The sequence below is a fragment of the Streptomyces thermocarboxydovorans genome (genome assembly GCF_039524635.1).
In the GTDB taxonomy this organism is placed as follows: Bacteria; Actinomycetota; Actinomycetes; order Streptomycetales; family Streptomycetaceae; genus Streptomyces; species Streptomyces thermocarboxydovorans.
This window is the reverse complement of sequence record NZ_BAAAGU010000012.1, coordinates 60780-77736: the sequence shown is the minus strand read 5'-3', so window position 1 is coordinate 77736 and position 16957 is coordinate 60780. Positions and strand designations below refer to the sequence as shown.

The window sequence follows — 16957 nt, the reverse complement described above, 5'->3', positions numbered from 1 at the left end:
CCGGTGGTGGCTCAGCCGCCCAGCGCGGCGAGGACCACGGACTTGGCCTCCTCCTGCACCTGGCGCAGGTGGTCGGCGCCGCGGAACGACTCGGCGTAGATCTTGTAGACGTCCTCGGTGCCCGAGGGGCGGGCCGCGAACCAGGCGCTGCCGGTGGTGACCTTGATGCCGCCGATGGACGCGCCGTTGCCGGGGGCCTCGGTGAGCACCGAGGTGACCGGGTCGCCGGCGAGGGTGCCGGCGGTGACCTGGGCGGGCGACAGCTTGGCGAGCCTGGCCTTCTCCTCCCGGGTGGCGGGGGCGTCGATGCGCTCGTAGGCGGGAGAGCCGAAGCGGGCGGTGAGGGCGGCGTAGTGCTCCGAGGGGGTCTTGCCGGTGACGGCGGTGATCTCGGAGGCGAGCAGGGCGAGGATGATGCCGTCCTTGTCGGTGGTCCACACCGAGCCGTCGCGGCGCAGGAAGGACGCGCCGGCGGACTCCTCGCCGCCGAAGCCGAGGGAGCCGTCCATCAGTCCGTCCACGAACCACTTGAACCCGACGGGCACCTCGACGAGCCGGCGTCCCAGGTCGGCGGCGACCCGGTCGATCATCGCGGAGGAGACCAGGGTCTTGCCGATGCCGGCCGCATCCGGCCACTGCTCGCGGTGGGCGTAGAGGTAGTTGATGGCCGTGGCGAGGTAGTGGTTGGGGTTCATCAGGCCGGCGTCCGGGGTGACGATGCCGTGCCGGTCGGCGTCGGCGTCGTTGCCGGTGGCGATCTGGAAGCGGTCGCGCTGCCCGATGAGCGAGGCCATGGCGTGCGGGGAGGAGCAGTCCATGCGGATCTTGCCGTCCCAGTCCAGCGTCATGAACCGCCAGGTGGGGTCGGTGAGCGGGTTGACCACGGTGAGGTCGATGCGGTGCTGCTCGGCGATCCGGCCCCAGTAGGCGACGGACGCGCCGCCCAGCGGGTCGGCGCCGATGCGCACGCCGGCCGCGCGGATCGCGTCCAGGTCGAGCACGCTCGGCAGATCGTCGACGTAGCGGCCGAGGAAGTCGTAGCGGCCGGTGGTCCCGGCGGTGAGCGCGCGGGCGTAGGGGATGCGGCGGACGTCCTTCAGGCCGCCGCGGATGATGTCGTTGGCGCGGTCCTGGATCCAGGAGGTGGCGTCCGAGCCCGCGGGTCCGCCGCTCGGCGGGTTGTACTTGAACCCTCCGTCCGCGGGCGGGTTGTGGGACGGGGTGACGACCACGCCGTCCGCGAGGCCCGAGGTGCGGCCGCGGTTGTGGGTGAGGATCGCGTGCGAGACCGCCGGGGTGGGCGTGTAGCCGTCGGCCTCGTCGATGAGCACCGTGACGCCGTTGGCGGCGAACACCTCCAGCGCGGTCACCCTGGCGGGCTCGGACAGCGCGTGGGTGTCGGCGCCGAGGAACAGCGGGCCGTCGATGCCCTGCTCGGCGCGGTACTCACAGATGGCCTGGCTGGTCGCCGCGATGTGGTCCTCGTTGAACGCGGCCGCCAGGGACGAGCCACGGTGTCCCGACGTCCCGAAGGTGACGCGCTGGCCGGCGTCCTCCGGGTCGGGGTGCAAGGCGTAGTACGCCGTGACCAGCCGAGCGACGTCGACGAGATCCTCGGGGCCGGCCGGGCCGCCCGCTCGCTCGTGCTGCATGTGCCCACTCCTCCGCATGGGTCGGTACTTCTCCTGCGGAGACATCTTTCCTTGTCAGGGACGTTTCGCGCGAGCGGGCCCCTGGCGCCGTGCCGGCGGGGTGCCGCCGGTGCCGTCGGCGGTCGTGGCCGTCGGTCAGATGCGTCCGCCGGTCCACCTGGTGAGAGGACCGTGCGCATGGCGTTCCGCGCGGCGGCCGACCGCGTACGAGGCGGCGCTCAGCGCGGTGAGTCCGGCACCGACGCCGGCGGCGACGAGCTTGCGATTGGCGATCACGGTCCAGGCGGTCTTGGCACCGGCGGCGACCTGGCCGGAGGTGGCGACGACCACGCGGCGGCCCGCCTCGGCCCCCTTCACCGCGCTCTGCGCGGCGCCCTCGGCGGCCTGGGCGGCGCGCCGGGTGCCGGTCACTGCCGCTGACGCGGTGTCAGTGGCCTTGGCGCCGGTGTCCTTCGCCGCCTGCCCGGCCGGGGCGGTCGCCTTGTCGGTGGCCCTGCGGGCCTTGGCGGCCGTGCGCTCCTTGGGGTTCTTCGCTTGCGAGTTCTTGTCCGGTTCACTCATGCACACCGACTTGCCTGCGATTCCCGGTGCAAACCCGCCGGGCGCAGCGGAGGTGGCGGGGCGGGTGTGGGCACGGTCACCCAATCACGCCCTGAGCAGGCGGAGTTGACGGCATGTGGAGGGTGAGCGATCGCCCCGGATCCGGCCGGAGGCCCGGTGTGAGGTCTCGGGCGCGCCGGGAGGGGTAGGGGGCCCTGTGCGAGGACACTGGACGACACAGGGCACGGTCACCGGCCGTGCGAGGAGAGGAGCCCCCTATGGCGAGCATGATGGACCGGATCAAGCAGTTCGCGCAGAGCCCCCAGGGCCGGCGCGCGGCCGAGCAGGTGCGTCGCGCGGCGGCCGACCCGAAGCGCCGTGATCAGGCGCAGAAGCTGCTGGACAAGCTCCGCGGCAAGCGCCACTGACACCGGCCGGGCGGACGGCCCGGCACAGTGGTGAAGGGCCGCGGGCCCCTGCATGTGGGGAACGGCCGCCGGCCGGGCACGGTGGTGGACGGCCGCCGGCCGGGCACGGTGGTGGACGGCCGCCGGTCCCGGCACGTGGGGCAACGGCCGCCGGCCCCAGGAGGGTGGTGGACGGCCGCGGGGTCCGGCACGTGGGGAACGGCCATCGGCCCGGAAGGGCGGTGAACGGCCGCCAGCCCCGGCACGGTGGTGGACGGCCGCCGGCCGGACCGCCCGCACTCCGGGGCCCAATAGGAAATGCGAGAGCCGTCATCCGCTCCGGCCGGCGGCGGCCCGGTCGGCCTGCCCGCCGGCGCCCAGGGCGCCGGTGGGGCGCAGCGGCTCCTCCGGCTCCAGGCGGGCCAGCGCGCGGCGGGACACCCGCAGCACCAGCGGCGGCAGGGCCGCACGGGTCGCCTGCACCAGGCGCAGCCAGCGGGGGATGTAGACGGCGGTGCTGCGGCGCTCGACCGCCGACGCCAGCCGTGCGGCGACCAGTTCGGCCGGGTGGACGCGGCGGGCCGGGGGCGGCATGTGGCCGCGCAGCTCGCGGAGCACCGGGTAGCGGTCGCCGTCGCGGATCATCCCGGTGTCGGTCCAGTTGAGGTAGCCGATGCCCACGGCGACGCCCCGGTGGGCCACTTCGGCGCGCAGGCTGTGTGCGAAGGCCTCCACGCCGGACTTGGAGGCGCAGTAGGCGCTCATCATGGGCGCGGCGCCGAAGGAGGCTAGCGAGGCGACCTGGAGGTAGTAGCCGCGGGTGTCGAACAGGTCGGGCAGGAAGGTGCGGGCGGTCACCGCGCTGCCGTTGAGGTTGACGTCGATGATGCGGCGCCATGCGGCGAGGTCGGAGTCGGCGAAGGGTGCGCCCTCGGCGACGCCCGCGTTGGCCACCACGGCGGAGGGCGCGCCGAGCCGCTCCCGTACCAGGGCGGCGGCCCGCTCCATCGCGGCCTGGTCGGTGACGTCCACCTCGTGGGCGAGTGCCGGGGTGGGCAGTCCGGCCGCGAGGGCCCGCAGTTCGTCCGGTTCGTGGCCGAGCAGGGCGAGCCGGGCGCCGCGTCCGGCCAGGTCCCGGGCCACGGCGGCCCCGATGCCCCGGGCTGCGCCGGTCACCACCACGGTGCGGTCCAGCAGCGGGTTCGGGCCCGCCAGCGGTGCCTTCATGGTCCTACCGTTCCTGGGTGCCGGTGCGGTCGGCGGGAGTGGTGGCCGGCCGGGCGGTGTGGTCGGGGTGGCCGGCGGTGCGGCGGGCCTCCTTCATCTCGGCCTCGTAGAGATGGTCGCGGCCCTCGGCCAGTTCCTCGACGGCGGCTCGTTCCAGCTCGCGGAAAGGCTGGTAGTAGGTGCTGTCGTAGGCCTCGACGATCTGGAACGTCCAGTGCCCGGGGATCACGTTGCGGCCCAGCACCTGGGTGCGCACCGTCTCCGCCCACTCGGGGTGGCCGGCCTTGCGCAGCAGCTCGACGGTGCGGTCGAGTTCGAGGTCGGCGGTGCCGGTGAGCTGGTGGAAGCTGTAGAGGTGCCCGCGGGCGCGCTCGACGGTCTCCAGCGCCTTGGACAGGGATCCGAGGGCCTCCACCGTCTCGTCGCTGACCCCCTCGGGACGCTGATGGGCGCGGTCGGGGCCGTCGCCGTCGTGACCGGTCATCGTCTCGCCTCCGTCTGTCGCATGCGGTCGTCCGTCCCCTCGTGTTCGGTGGTCGTCAGTCGCGTGTGCGTTCGGTCGTCGTCAGTCGCGCTCGCCGGACCGCCGGGTCAGCAGGCGCTGCGCCTGCGGCAGTCCCGGTGCGAGGCGGCGGCGCAGCGCGGCGCGTGCGGCGTTGGCGCCGGCGGCGCCGTGCACGCCGCCGCCCGGGTGGGCTCCGGCGGAGGCCAGGTACAGGCCCTTCACCGGGGTCTCGGGGCGGCCGGTGCCGGGGACCGGGCGGAAGAGGAGCTGCTGGTGCATGGCGGTGGTGCCGCCGTTGAGGGCACCGCCGTGCAGATTGCGGTCGAGGGCCTGCAGATCCGGCGGCGAGAGGATGCGGCGGGCCCGGATCCGGGAGCGGAAGCCGGGTGCGAACCGCTCGACCTGGCGCTCGACGCGGTCGGCCATGGTCTCCCGCTCCTCGGCGTCCCAGGTTCCGGTGAGTCCCTCGTCGCCGGCGTCGCCGGTGATGTCGTGGGGCACATGGGTGTAGGCCCACGCCGACTCGGTGCCCTCGGGTGAGCGGGACGGGTCGGCGGTGGTCATCTGGCCGAACAGGCAGAAGGGGCGGTCGGGCACCTGCCGCATGGCGATCTGGGCGGAGAAGCGGGTGAGTTCGTCGATGCCGTCGGCGAGGTGGACGGTGCCGGCGCCCGCGGCCTGCTCGGCCTTCCAGGGCACCGGCCCGTCGAGCGCCCAGTCCACCTTGAAGGTGGCGAAGTCCCACTGGAAGCGCCGCAGGTCGTCGAGGAGCCGGCCCGGCAGGTGCTCGGGCGCGACGAGCTGCCCGTACAGGGCGGGCACGGAGACGTCGGCCAGGACGGCCCGCCGGGCGGTGACGGTGTCGCCGGAGGCGCTGCGTACCCCGCGGGCCCGTCCGTCGCGCACCAGGACGCGGGTGACGCGCTGCCCGCAGCGCAGTTCGCCGCCGCGGGAGCGCAGCCGGCGGACCAGGGCCTCGGTGAGGGCGCCGGAGCCGCCGGCCGGCACGGGGAAGCCGAAGGTCTGCCCGAGCATGGCCATCAGCCAGCCGAAGCCGCCGCTGCCCGCCGCCTCGGGGGCGAGGTCGGCGTGGAGGGCGTTGCCGGCCAGCAGCAGTCCGCCGCCCTCGCCGCGGAACTCCTCCTCCCCCATCCGGCGGACCGGCAGCACCAGGGTGCGCGCCACCCGCAGCCCGCCGGCGGCGCGCAGCCGGAGGGCCAGCCGGGCGGCGGGGCGCACGGGCGGGAACGGGGTGAACAGCGCGTCGATCACATAGGGCCGCAGGTGCTGCCACATCCGGTACAGCTCGCGCCAGGCGGCCCCGTCGCCCGGTGCGAAGGCCTCCAGGGACGCGGCGGTGACGTCGATGCGGCGGTCGAGCACCACGCAGCGGCCGTCGGTCAGCGGGTGGGCGAGGACGTGCGGGGCGTGGCTCCAGCGCAGGCCGTGGTCCTCGAGGCGCATCGCGGTGAGGACCGGGGAGGCCGCGGCGAGCGGGTAGAAGGAGCTGCACAGATCGCTGACGAAGTCGGGGTCGACGCCCCGGTCGTGGCGTACCGCTCCGCCGGGCTCGGGCTGCTCCTCCAGCACGAGCACGCTCCAGCCGGCGTCGGCGAGGAGGTTCGCCGCCACCAGCCCGTTGGGGCCTGCCCCGATCACCACGGCGTCAGGCACGGGCGGCTCCCTCTCCCGGGTCCGGCACCACCTGTCCGAGCGGACGGCGGCGTTCCTCCTCGGCGGCCACCTCCTCGCACAGCTCGGCGAGCCGGGCCAGCATGGCCCGGTGGCGCAGCTGGATGAAGGCGTCCACGGCCACGTTGTGCAGGGTGCCGCCGACGCCGTGCAGCGGGTGCTCGTCCACGATGACGAGGCAGTGGTGGCCCCAGGGGCGCAGCTCGATCGCGATGCGCGCGGTGCCGAGCGCCCCCGCCTGGGCCTCGAGTTCCAGCTGCTCGCCGTGGACGCAGCGCCGTACGACGGTGGTGTTGGACAGCTGCACCGGGCCCAGGCGCACCGTGTAGCGGATCGCCGATCCGAGGTCGGGCCAGTGGCCGTGCCCGGGTTCCGTGGACTCGGTGCCCACCACCCACTGGGCGTAGCGGCTGCCGTCCGCGAGGACGGACCAGACGATCTGCGGGCTCGTTCTGATCAGCCGATGTCGGACCGCCACGACGACCTCCCAATGTCCTTCAAGGGGCTCCGGTCAGCACTGAGTGCCCCGTGTGGCGGAGGTCAACCGGAGGCGGCCCGGCGAACCGCTCGCTCGCCCGCTACGCGGCGTCGCGCGGCGGCAGGACCCAGCGGATGCCCGCGGTGACGGCGGTGCCCAGCGGTCGTACGCACACGTCCTCGGCCGGGGGCAGGCGCGGCACCCACAGGGCGCGGGTGGCCCAGGCGGGCAGCAGCGACACGGCGTTGGCGGCCAGGACGCCGTAGGGCAGCCGGGCGATCAGCGGCACGGGCGGGTGGAGCAGCAGGAAGCGTGCCGTGCTGCGGGCCTCCGGGGTGGCGCGCAGCTCACCGCGGTAGGCGGCCAGCCGTTCCTCGAGTCCGGCGCGGTCGGCCGGCGGGTCGACGACGCCGAGTGCGGCGCCGACCCGCGCCATGTCGGCGACGTAGGCGTCGCAGCCGGCGTCGTCCAGGGGGCGTGCGCCGTACCGCTGGTGGGCGCGGAGGAAGCAGTCGACCTCGGCGATGTGCACCCAGCACAGCAGCCGGGGGTCGTCCGCCCGGTACTCCTGGCCGTCGGAGGTGATGCCGCGGACCGTGCGGTGCACGGCGCGGACCCGTTCGACGGCCTGCTGGGCGGCGTCGGCGGTGCCGTAGGTGGTCACGGCGAGGAAGGTGCTGGTCCGCTGCAGCCGTCCCCAGGGGTCGCCGCGGAAGCCGGAGTGGCCGGCGACGGCGGCCATGGCCAGCGGGTGGAGCGACTGCAGCAGCAGGGCGGCCAGACCGCCGATGAACATGGAGGCGTCGCCGTGCACCCGCCTCACGGGCCGGTCCGCTCCGAACCAGCGCGGGCCTGGTGTGCCGTGGATCCGCTCGCGGTTGAGCCGGCCGTCCGGTCCGGCGACGCGGGTGAGGATCGCGCCGCCGATGCGGTCGCGCAGCACCGAGCCCCCGTCCGAGAGGAGTCCCATGGCTCCCTCCGCTTCCCGCGTCCCGGCGTGCGCGACGCTTCCCGCGTTCCGGCATGCGTGGCACTTCCCACTTCCTGGCGTGCGCGACGCTGCGTGCGTCCGGCGTGCGTGACGCTCCTTCCGTCCCCGGCGTGCGTGATGCCCCGGGCGTACGGCTGTCCCACCTGGTGCCTCTACGCGTACACCTGCCCCACCCCTGTCACCGCTACGCGGCCTGGGGGCTCAAGGGATGTCGCCGCGCCACTCGAACACCCGGTCGCCGGTGCCGCGCGGTGCGTAGACGGCGCGGCCGCCCGCTCCGTAGCGGCCTATCTCGGTGCGCAGGCGGACGCCCTCCTCGCGTTCCGCCCGCGTCAGATCGGTGACGTCCAGCAGCAGGCCGTCCAGCGGACCGCCCACCAGCTCGACGTACGCGCGCCCCTCGCGCGGGCCGGGATCGTCGTGATCCGCCCCGTAGACCCGGCCCCGCATGAACTCCAGTTCGTCCATACCGGCAGGGTGGCATCCGGCACTGACATTTGGCTCTGGAGTTGGCCCTTCGGGATCTTCGGGGGCTGCGTAGGGTGCGTCGGGTCCGGTTCTTCCGGCACGGCTGGATCACTGACCGAAGCGTCTGCTTGCGGGCGACTTCTCAACGTTGATCGACGGCCGGTTGAACCTCCCGACGCACGTGCGTCCCTGTTGGGAACTCGTGGCCGCGGCGAGCGCGGACCGCTGCTACCGAATGTCCGGGCCGAGGCGCAGCTCAAACCTCACGCGGGGGCGGGTGAGCGATCTCCGGGCGTGCCACCATGGGACGGGGAGACGGACCGGATCGGCCGGGGAGGCGGACCGTGGACTGGCGGGGTTTCGCACAGCAGATGGCATCCCTGGCGCGTGACCTGCTGGCCGAGCACACCCTCGACGACACGCTGAAGCAGATCACCGGCTCGGCGGTGGACCTGGTGGACGGCTGCGACGCCGCCGGCATCCTGGTGCTCCAGGGCCGCCGGGTGCGGTCGCTGGCGCCGACGGACGAGATGGTCGCCGAGAGCGACCGCCTCCAGGAACGGCTGCGGGAGGGGCCCTGCTTCGACGTGGCCCGGCCGGAGATCGGTGAGCAGGTGTTCCGCATCGTCGACTTCACGACGGGCGACGACCGGTGGCCGGTTTTCGTGCCGCAGGGCAGGGAGCTGGGCGTGGGCAGCATGATGGGGTTCCTGCTGTACACGCGGGAGGAGGAGCTGGGCGCGCTCAACATGTACTCCCGCAAGCCCGGCATGTTCACCGGGGACAGCGAGACCGCGGGCTGGCTGCTGGCCTCGCACGCGGCGGTCGCCTTCGCCACCGCCCGGTCCGACGCGCAGTTGCAGGAGGCCATCGCCACCCGGCATCTGATCGGCGAGGCGATGGGCATCCTCATGGGCCGCCATCACATCAGCGAGGACCGGGCCTTCGAGATCCTGCGCGTCCACTCGCAGCGCACCAACACCAAGCTCCGCGAGGTGGCCCGCCAGATCTGCGAGACCGGAGCACCACCCGGCTGAGCGCACCGGCACCGAACGCTCCCGGACGCGCCGACGGGCGCCCGCCCCGGAGGGCCGGGCGCCCGTGCGGCACCGGGGGCCGGCTCAGCGGGCGCCGGTCCAGTTGTGGGCCACGTCGATCACGACGCGGTCGGTCAGCTGCAGCACCCGGAAGGGCAGGCGGGCCCGGACACCGAGGCCGATCTGGGTGTCGCCCTCGAAGCTGCCGGCGAACCGGGCGTCCCGGAAGGTGCGGTACCCGGCGAGGTCGACGCCCGGCAGCGGACGTCCGGCGCGTGCGGGATAGGTGGCAGCGCCCGTCTCGGGGTCGTAGGCGGGTGCGGCCACGCGCACCTCGAGGACGGCGCCGCCGGCGACCGGGATGTGCCGGCCGGAACCGTCCTGGTGGAGACGGTCGACGTAGCGGACGGAGTACCCGACGTCGCGGCCCGCGCCGGGCAGGTCGACGACCATCCGGTCGTAGCAGGAGTGCCGCCCGGTCCTGACGTCCCGCACCGGTGTGGTGGTGGGGGTGGTGTCGGTCTTGGGGAGGCTGCCCCAGCCGGTGGGGCAGGCCGTCGCGCTCATGGGTGCGGACTGGGTGGCGACGGCCGGGACCGCCGCGGTCCCCAGCGTGGCGCCGACGAGCACAAGAGTCGCGCAGATCGTTCTGGTTCGTAGCATTTTCGACCCCCGGGCTGGCATCTGCCTGATATCAGGTGAGACGTCCCACTGGGGGCGAAGGTTGCGCTTGTTACCGGCCTTGTCGCCGCATCCGCCGCGCCTTCGCGTCACTCATGGCACATCCTGGTGAAGAGCGAACGAATCCTGTGCGTCCGCACCGGGAGGACGCGAAATGGAAGAGGAAGCCGCGGTACCGGATGAAGCGCGGCGGACAGGCAGGGGCGGACGGAGCGCGGAGCGGATCCGGACCGGAGGGCCGGCCCGGATCGAGGACGCGCTCGCGGAACCGGTCCTGGCCGCCGTCCGGGCGCTGAACGGGTACGGCGGCCTGGTCTACCTGCGCTCGCCCGACCGCCGTTCCCTGGTGCTCTGTGTGGTGACCGGTGTCCCGCGCTCGCTGCTGCGGTCCTGGTGGCGGGTCCCGGTGGGCGGCGCGCTGCCCATGGCCGAGTCCTACCGGAACCGGGAGAGCCTCTGGCTGCCGGACGAGCGGGCGACGATGCTGCGCTTCCCCCAGTTCACCGCCGCGCTGCCGTACCCGTTCGCCTCCGCCCACCACCCGGTGACCATGGGCGGTGAGGCCGTGGGCGTGCTGGTGGTGCTGCGGTCGGCGTCCCTGGACCCGGTGGCCGCGGAGGAGGTCGACTTCGCGCTGCGGACCGCCGGGCGGACCATGGAGCGCAGGCTCACCGAGTACCTGGACGGCCTTCCGGCGCCCGCGCACCCCGGCATCCCGGTGCCGGAGATCGAGTACGACGGCCATCCCGTCAGTGTGCAGCTGCACGCCCCGCCGGCGCGGGCCGTGCGGATCGGCGGCCTCGAATGGGACCTGGACACCGACCGCTGGAACATGGACGAGGAGGCGCTGGAGCTGCTGGGGCTGGAGGCGTCCACGTTCGGCGGCACCTCGGCGGAGGTGGAGAGCCGGGTGTGCCCGGACGACCGGTACGAGCTGCGGGCGAGCCGGCGCGAGGCACTGACCACCGGCTTCGTGAGGGCCCGGCGTCTGCGGGTGGTGGACGAACCGGCCGAGGACGGGCAGACCCGCTACCGTCCGCTCGAGCTGTGGGGGCACGTCCTGCGCTCGCTGCCGTCCCGGCCGCTGTTCATCGGCGCGTTCGTCGACACATCCTGGTCGGCCACCGCGGCCGAGGCCGCCGAGCGGCTGCCCGACGGGCTGTTCTCGCTCGACCAGGACGGCCGGGTGACCTACGTCAACCAGCGCTGTCTGGAACTGCTGGGGTGCGAGCGCAAGCAGCTGATCGGCCACTATCCGTGGCATGTGATCACCTGGCTGCGCGACCCGGCCTACGAGGACCGCTACCGGGCGGCGATGCTGTCGCAGCAGCCCGTGTCGTATCTGGTGCACACCACGGACGGGCCCTGGCTGGGATTCGTGCTCTATCCGGGGGTGCGCGGCCTGACCGGCCGGGTCTTCACCACCGCGCCGCCCACCGCGGCGCGCACGGGAGGCCGGTCCACGGCGCCGGGCGACCTGGTGGTCCCGGCGGCCGCGGAGCAGGTCGCCCCGGCGCGTGCGGGCGCGCTGTACCACGTGGTGCAGATGGCCAGCGTGCTCACCGAGGCGGTGACCGTCCAGGATGTGTGCCGGGCCGTCTCGGAGCAGCTGCTGCCGGCGTTCGGCGCCCAGGAGCTGGCCCTCTACACGGTCAGCGACGGACGGATGTACCTGCTGTGGGAGTCGGGCTATCCGGAGGGCTTCCTCGAAGCCTTCGAGGGGGTGCCGCTCGACACCGAGCTGCCCGGCGTGCACGCCCTGACCACCCGGTTCCCGCTGTTCTTCGAGTCGCCCGAGGCGCTGAGCAGCGCCTATCCGGGGATCGCCCTGGACCGGATGAACTCGTGGTCGTTCCTGCCGCTGATCGCCTCCGGGCACGCGGTGGGCTCCTGCATCCTCGGCTGGGCGGACCGGCGCCGCTTCACCCCCGACGAACGGGCCGCGCTGACCGCGCTGAGCGGGCTGGCCGCGCAGGCGCTGGAGCGGGCCCGGCTCTACGACGACGAGTCGGCCGTGGCCCGCGGGCTGCAGGAGGGGCTGCTGCCGCACCGGCTGCCCGCCATCGAGGGCTTGCGCGCCACCGGCCGCTATCTGCCCGGCACCCGGGGCATGGCCATCGGCGGCGACTGGTACGACGTGATCCGGACCGGCCGCAAGGTGGCCCTGGTGATCGGGGACGTGGAGGGGCACAGTGTGAGCGCCGCGGCCGTCATGGGGCAGCTGCGCAGCGCGGTGAACGCCTTCGCCGCCAGCGGGCGCCAGCCGCAGGAGGTCATCACGCACACCAACCGGCTGCTGTCCGAGCTGGAGGCGGACGCGATCGCCACCTGCTGCTACATCGAGCTCGACCCGGCCACCGGCCGCGCCCTGGCGGTGCGGGCGGGTCATCCGCCGCCGCTGCTGCGCCATCCCGACGGCCGCACCGAGGTCCTCGATCTGGTCGGCGGGGTGATGCTGGGGGTACAGCCCGATGCGGTCTACCCGGTCACCGCGCTCAGCCTCGTGCCCGGCAGTGTGCTCGCGCTGTACACCGACGGGCTGGTGGAGATGCCGGGCAGCGACATCGAGACCGGCATCGACACGCTGCGCCGTTCTCTGGCCGCCGGCGCCCCCGACTCGGTCGAGGAGCTCGCCGACCAGCTCATCAAGTCGGCGCACCGCACCGAGGACCGGGTGGACGACGTGGCCCTGCTGCTCACCGCCTTCGGCCGCCCCCAGGAGGGGCCGGGCTGAGGCGCGGCTGAGCGACGCCGCCATCTCCTCGGTGATTTTTCCGAGATGCCGGGATTGTTCCTCCCGCTTGTAATGGACCCAGAGTCGGGAATCGCCCGGCCGGCCAGAGGAGAACTGGGCCCATGCCGTCCATGCGCAAGGGCGGGAGCAGGAGAAAGCCGAAGGCGGGGCTGTTGCGGCGGCTCGGCGAGTGGTGCGCGCACCACTTCGTGGTCGTCATCGTCGCCTGGCTGGCGGCGCTGCTGGCCCTTCAGCTGTCGAGCCGTTCGGTCGGGGCGGACTACTCCGACAACTTCACGCTGCCCGACGCGCAGTCGCAGCGGGGCATCGAGGTGCTGCAGCAGCACGATCCCCAGGCGGGCGGTTACAGCAGCCAGATCGTGCTGCACGACGCACAGCAGGAGCTGACCTCGTTCGGCTCGCAGATGTCCACGACCGTCTCCGACCTGCAGAAGCTGCCGCACGTGCTGTCGGCGCAGAACCCGCTGTCCGCGTCCGGCGCCGGCCAGGACGGCTCGCAGCCGAACGTCGGCCCGCTCTCCTCCGACCGGAAGACGGCCTACATCACCGTCCGCTTCGACGTGCAGCCCTCCACGCTGGGGGACGGCTACCTCCACGGGGTGGACGACGCGGTCCAGCCGCTGCGGCAGGCCGGGGTCGAGGTGGAGTACGGCGGTCCGCTCGGGGAGCTGGCCCGGCCCGCCCCCGACGACCGGGTGAGCGAGGCGATCGGCTTCGGGGTGGCCATCGTGGTGCTGCTGATCGGCTTCGGCAGTGTCATCGCGGCCGTGGTGCCGCTGCTGACCGCGCTGATCAGCGTCGTCGGCGGGCTCGCCATCCTGGGGCTGCTGGCGGCCGCGTTCACCTTCGCCACGGTGTCCCCGACGCTGGCCACGATGATCGGCCTGGGCGTCGGCATCGACTACGCGCTGTTCCTGATCACCCGGTACCGGCAGGACATCATGGACGGCCGGGACCCGGTGGAGGCGGCCGGGCACGCCACCTCCACCAGCGGGCGGGCCGTGCTGGTCTCCGGCTGCACGGTGATCATCGCGCTGGCGGGTCTGTTCACCTCCGGTGTCTCGTTCATCGGGCTGCTCGGGCTCGCCGCGGCCGTCACGGTCGTCTCGGCCGTGGCCGGCGCGCTCACCCTGGTACCGGCCCTGCTGGGTCTGATCGGCCGGCGCATCGACCGCTACCGGGTGCGCCGCCCGGTGGCCGAGACCGACGCCGAGCCGGGGACGGAGCCCCACGGCACCTGGCACCGGTACGCGCAGCGGGTGGAGCGCAGACCCTGGCAGTTCCTCGCGGCGGGCGTGGCCACCATCGCCGTCCTGGCGATCCCGGTGTTCTCGATCCAGCTCGGGCACATCGGCGACGGCGCGGACCCCACGTCGTTCACCGACCGGCGGGCCTACGACCTGATGACCGACGCGTTCGGGCCCGGCTCCAACGGCCCGCTCACCGTCGTCATCGACCAGTCGTCCGTGCCGCAGTCCGACCGCTCCGACCTGGCCTCGCAGGCCCAGAAGACCCTGGACGGCGTGCAGGGCGCGGCCGTCGTCACGCCGCTGACCGCCACCCAGGACGGGGACGTCCTGGTCGGCACGGTGTACTCCTCGGCGTCCCCGCAGAGCGCCACCACGACCGGCCTCACCAACCGCCTGGTGGACGACACCCTGCCGCAGGCCGTGCGGGGCACGGACGCCAAGACCTATGTCACGGGGACGACGGCGGCGCAGGTCGACTTCCGCGACATCGTCGCCGAGCGGCTGCCGCTGATCATCGCCGTGGTGGTCGCACTGGCGTTCCTCATCATCCTGGCCGTCTTCCGCGGGGTGCTTGTCGCGGTCAAGGCCGCCGTGCTGAACGTCCTGTCCATCACCGCCTCCTACGGCGTCGTGGTCGCCGTCTTCCAGTGGGGGTGGGGCGGTCCCGCGCTGGGCGTGAACGGCACGGTGCCGATCGAGAGCTATGTGCCGATGATGATGTTCGCGATCATCTTCGGCCTGAGCATGGACTACGAGATCTTCCTGCTCTCCCGCGTCCACGAGGCGTGGATGCGCACCGGCGACGCCAGGGCGGCGGTCGCCCATGCCCTGGAGATCACCGCGCGGGTCATCACCTGCGCCGCATTGATCATGGTGAGCGTGTTCGCGGCGTTCATCATCAGCGACAACGTCGTCGTGAAGATGCTCGGACTGGGTCTCGCGGTGAGCGTGCTCATCGACGCGACCGTGGTGCGGCTGCTGCTGGTCCCGGCCGTGATGACCCTGCTGGGCCGGCACGCCTGGTGGACACCGCGGTGGCTGGACCGGATCCTGCCGCACATCGACGCGGAGGGGGCGGGCACGGACGCCCCCCGGCCGGCTTCCGGGGCGCCTGAGTCCTGACGGCGGGTCCGGAAACTGAGTCCTGACGGCGGATCCGGAACGGCGAGGCGGCAGGCCCCCGGTGCGGGGACCGCCGCCGTGATGCCTGCCGTCAGGGGATCAGGCGTTGCGCCGCACGCTGCGCAGGACGAAGAAGCCGAGGATGACCAGCACTCCGCCGAGCGCGGCCGGCCACATCTGGGCGCCGGTCTCGGCCAGGCTGCCCGACTCGGCCTGTGCCTCGGTACGGTCCTCGAGCTCCGGCAGGCTGCCGGGCACCTGAGCGGCCTGGGCGGCCTGGCCCCCGTCGTCGCCCTTGCCGCCGTCGCCCTTGCCGTCGTCGCCCTTGCCGCCGTCGTCCTTGCCGGCGTCACCGGCGTCGTCCTTGGCCGGGGTGGAGGCCTTCACGCCGGGCTGCTCGGCGTTCTCGCCGCCCGAGGGCTCCTCGGCGGGCTGGGTCTCCCGCGGCGGCTCCGACGGGTTCTGCTGGTCGCCCTTGCCGTCGTCACCCGGCTTGTCACCGGCGTCGCCACCGTTGTCACCGCCGGCGTTGCCGCCGTCGCCGGCGCCGCACTCGCGGCCGCTGTTGATGCAGTCGACCATCTCGTTCATCAGGTCCTCGTCGAAGACGTTGATGAAGTCACCGTGGTCGGTAATCGGCTTGTGCAGCTGCTCGGGGAAGGAGTCCACCGCGAACAGCGGGGTGGTCTTCCCGCCGTCCTCCAGGCTCGGCGCGTCCACGTCGTAGACGATGCGCTGCACCAGCTGCGGGATCGCCTTGAAGCCGGACGGGCAGTTGCCGTTCTCGTCCGTGAACGCCATGTGCGTACGGTGGTTGGCGCTGTCGATGTTGCGGCCGTCCCAGCAGCTCTGGAACTTGAAGGTGCGCACCACGTCGCTGCCCTCGGGGCACAGCGGGTACTTGTCCTTCAGCTGCCGGTCCTCGAAGCCCGTGCAGCTCCAGGAGGCGTTGGCGTTGGCCGGGCCGTTGACGAAGGACTTGGCGTCACCGGTGATGATGCGCAGCAGGCGGGGCATGGCCACGACCTCGCTCTGCGGGTTGCCGACGAAGGTGAGGGTGACGTCCTTGGGCGTCACGATCTCGCCGACGTTGCCCTCGATGCCGCCGCCGGGCTGGTTGGCGTCCTGCTCCTGCTTGCCGTTCTGCAGGCGCAGCACGGGCCAGTAGTACGCGGACTTGTCGCGCTGGTCCTCGCAGCTGGTCTCGGCCGCGGCCAGGTCCTCGTCGCTGGAGAACGCGTTGGTGTCCTGGTTGCCGATGTAGTCGTGGAAGTGGTGGGCACCGTTGCTCACACCGGGCGCCGCGATCACGTTGTCCGAGTTGAACACGCCGTTGGCGTTGACACCGCACTCGCTGGAGAAGGTGCCGGTGGAGGCGTTGGCGCCCGGCTCGGGCTCGGCGACGTTCGGCTGGACGCTCTTGATGTCCACGTAGTCGCCGGGGACGGGACCGTTGCCGGCCTGGCCGCCGTTGCCGCCCTGCTGGCCCTGCTCGTCGCCCTGCTGCTGGTCCTGGCCGCCCTGCTGGTCCTGACCGTCCTGCTGGTCCTGGCCGGCCTGGTCCTGGCCGCCGTCGCCGGCCTGGTCGCCCTGCTGGTCCTGACCGTCCTGCGCGGCGGTGTTGTTGCCGGACTCGCGCACGGTGCAGGCGGCGAGCTTCTCCAGACCCTCGGGCCGGTCGCCCACGCGGTCGATGGCGGTCGCGATGCGCGAGAGGGTCGCGGAGCGCTTCTCCTCGAGCGGCTCGGCGATCGCGTTCTGGGCGAAGTCCGGGTCCTGCTGGAGCTCCTGGGTGGACTCCGCGATGCGCTTGTAGGCGTCGGCGATCTGCTGGTCCAGCGCGGCGAGTTCCTTGTCCACCTCCCCTCGGGCCTGCTCGGGCACCGCGGTCAGCTGGGTGGCCACGTCGGGGCAGTCGATGGTGGCGCCGTTGAGCACCTGAGCCTGGTTGTCCCCGTCCACGGTCGCGGAAGCGTAGACATTGGCCGCCATCAACCCCCCTCCGCCCAGCATCAGTGCGAACGCGGCGAGGGTCGCTCGCTGTTTCGGGCGTCTGCGTGTGTTGCGTGCCAAGGCAGTACTCCTACGCTTCAGTCGCGGGGGGTCAGCATGGAATTCCCACGCCCCATACGCAGGGCGGCCGCTCTGTGTT

General features: G+C 73.2%; 14 protein-coding genes. 4 read left to right on the top strand and 10 right to left on the bottom strand.

The annotated features are described in order from the left end of the window. Positions 1–11: 11 nt before the first annotated feature. Both pgm and ABD198_RS07860 read right to left on the bottom strand, forming a co-directional pair. Positions 12–1652, bottom strand: coding sequence for a phosphoglucomutase (alpha-D-glucose-1,6-bisphosphate-dependent) (pgm, locus tag ABD198_RS07865; protein WP_343998828.1), 1641 nt, complete (start codon positions 1650–1652; stop codon positions 12–14). Positions 1653–1787: 135 nt separating this feature from the next. After that, positions 1788–2213 carry a hypothetical protein gene (locus tag ABD198_RS07860; RefSeq protein WP_343998827.1) on the bottom strand — a complete coding sequence of 142 codons (426 nt, stop codon included), beginning with the start codon at positions 2211–2213 and terminating at the stop codon, positions 1788–1790. Positions 2214–2470: 257 nt separating this feature from the next. On the opposite strand from ABD198_RS07860, the gene ABD198_RS07855 reads away from it, so the two are divergent. After that, positions 2471–2620: a hypothetical protein gene (locus tag ABD198_RS07855; RefSeq protein WP_343998825.1), complete on the top strand. Its 150-nt coding sequence runs from the start codon at positions 2471–2473 to the stop codon at positions 2618–2620. A gap of 309 nt (positions 2621–2929) precedes the next feature. Here the strand turns inward: ABD198_RS07855 and ABD198_RS07850 are convergent, their stop codons facing one another. The 6 genes from ABD198_RS07850 to ABD198_RS07825 all read right to left on the bottom strand — a co-directional run bounded on the left by ABD198_RS07850 (position 2930) and on the right by ABD198_RS07825 (position 7960). Continuing rightward, on the bottom strand, positions 2930–3826 hold the full coding sequence (locus ABD198_RS07850; protein WP_343998823.1) for an SDR family oxidoreductase: 897 nt from the start codon (positions 3824–3826) through the stop codon (positions 2930–2932). 4 nt (positions 3827–3830) lie between these two features. Next, a complete protein-coding gene (locus tag ABD198_RS07845; RefSeq protein ID WP_343998821.1) occupies positions 3831–4310 on the bottom strand; it encodes a hypothetical protein in 480 nt (159 codons plus the stop codon). 81 nt (positions 4311–4391) lie between these two features. Continuing rightward, positions 4392–6005: a phytoene desaturase family protein gene (locus ABD198_RS07840; RefSeq protein ID WP_343998819.1), complete on the bottom strand. Its 1614-nt coding sequence runs from the start codon at positions 6003–6005 to the stop codon at positions 4392–4394. Further along, the gene (locus ABD198_RS07835; protein ID WP_343998817.1) at positions 5998–6501 is read right to left on the bottom strand and encodes an SRPBCC family protein; all 504 of its coding nucleotides are present in this window, start codon (positions 6499–6501) and stop codon (positions 5998–6000) included. The genes ABD198_RS07840 and ABD198_RS07835 overlap by 8 nt, the downstream gene beginning before the upstream one ends. A 100-nt stretch (positions 6502–6601) precedes the next feature. Continuing rightward, positions 6602–7471: an oxygenase MpaB family protein gene (locus tag ABD198_RS07830; RefSeq protein ID WP_343998815.1), complete on the bottom strand. Its 870-nt coding sequence runs from the start codon at positions 7469–7471 to the stop codon at positions 6602–6604. Between the two features lie 222 nt (positions 7472–7693). Then, a complete protein-coding gene (locus ABD198_RS07825) occupies positions 7694–7960 on the bottom strand; it encodes a hypothetical protein (protein ID WP_343998813.1) in 267 nt (88 codons plus the stop codon). 344 nt (positions 7961–8304) lie between these two features. Here ABD198_RS07825 and ABD198_RS07820 point away from each other — a divergent pair, with 344 nt between their 5' ends. Continuing rightward, entirely contained in the window at positions 8305–8997 is a 693-nt protein-coding gene (locus tag ABD198_RS07820) for a GAF and ANTAR domain-containing protein (RefSeq protein WP_343998811.1), read from the top strand. An 84-nt stretch (positions 8998–9081) separates the two neighbouring features. Here the strand turns inward: ABD198_RS07820 and ABD198_RS07815 are convergent, their stop codons facing one another. Next, complete coding sequence (locus ABD198_RS07815; RefSeq protein ID WP_343998809.1) at positions 9082–9660, bottom strand: AMIN-like domain-containing (lipo)protein; 579 nt, start codon at positions 9658–9660, stop codon at positions 9082–9084. A gap of 172 nt (positions 9661–9832) precedes the next feature. Between ABD198_RS07815 and ABD198_RS07810 the strand changes: the two genes are divergently transcribed. After that, a complete protein-coding gene (locus ABD198_RS07810) occupies positions 9833–12412 on the top strand; it encodes a SpoIIE family protein phosphatase (protein ID WP_343998807.1) in 2580 nt (859 codons plus the stop codon). A 122-nt stretch (positions 12413–12534) separates the two neighbouring features. Further along, positions 12535–14805, top strand: coding sequence for an MMPL family transporter (locus ABD198_RS07805; RefSeq protein ID WP_343998805.1), 2271 nt, complete (start codon positions 12535–12537; stop codon positions 14803–14805). Positions 14806–14904: 99 nt separating this feature from the next. Here ABD198_RS07805 and ABD198_RS07800 read toward each other — a convergent pair whose 3' ends face one another. Beyond that, positions 14905–16797, bottom strand: a complete 1893-nt coding sequence (locus ABD198_RS07800; protein ID WP_343998903.1) for a DUF1996 domain-containing protein — start codon at positions 16795–16797, stop codon at positions 14905–14907. Positions 16798–16957 lie beyond the last annotated feature (160 nt).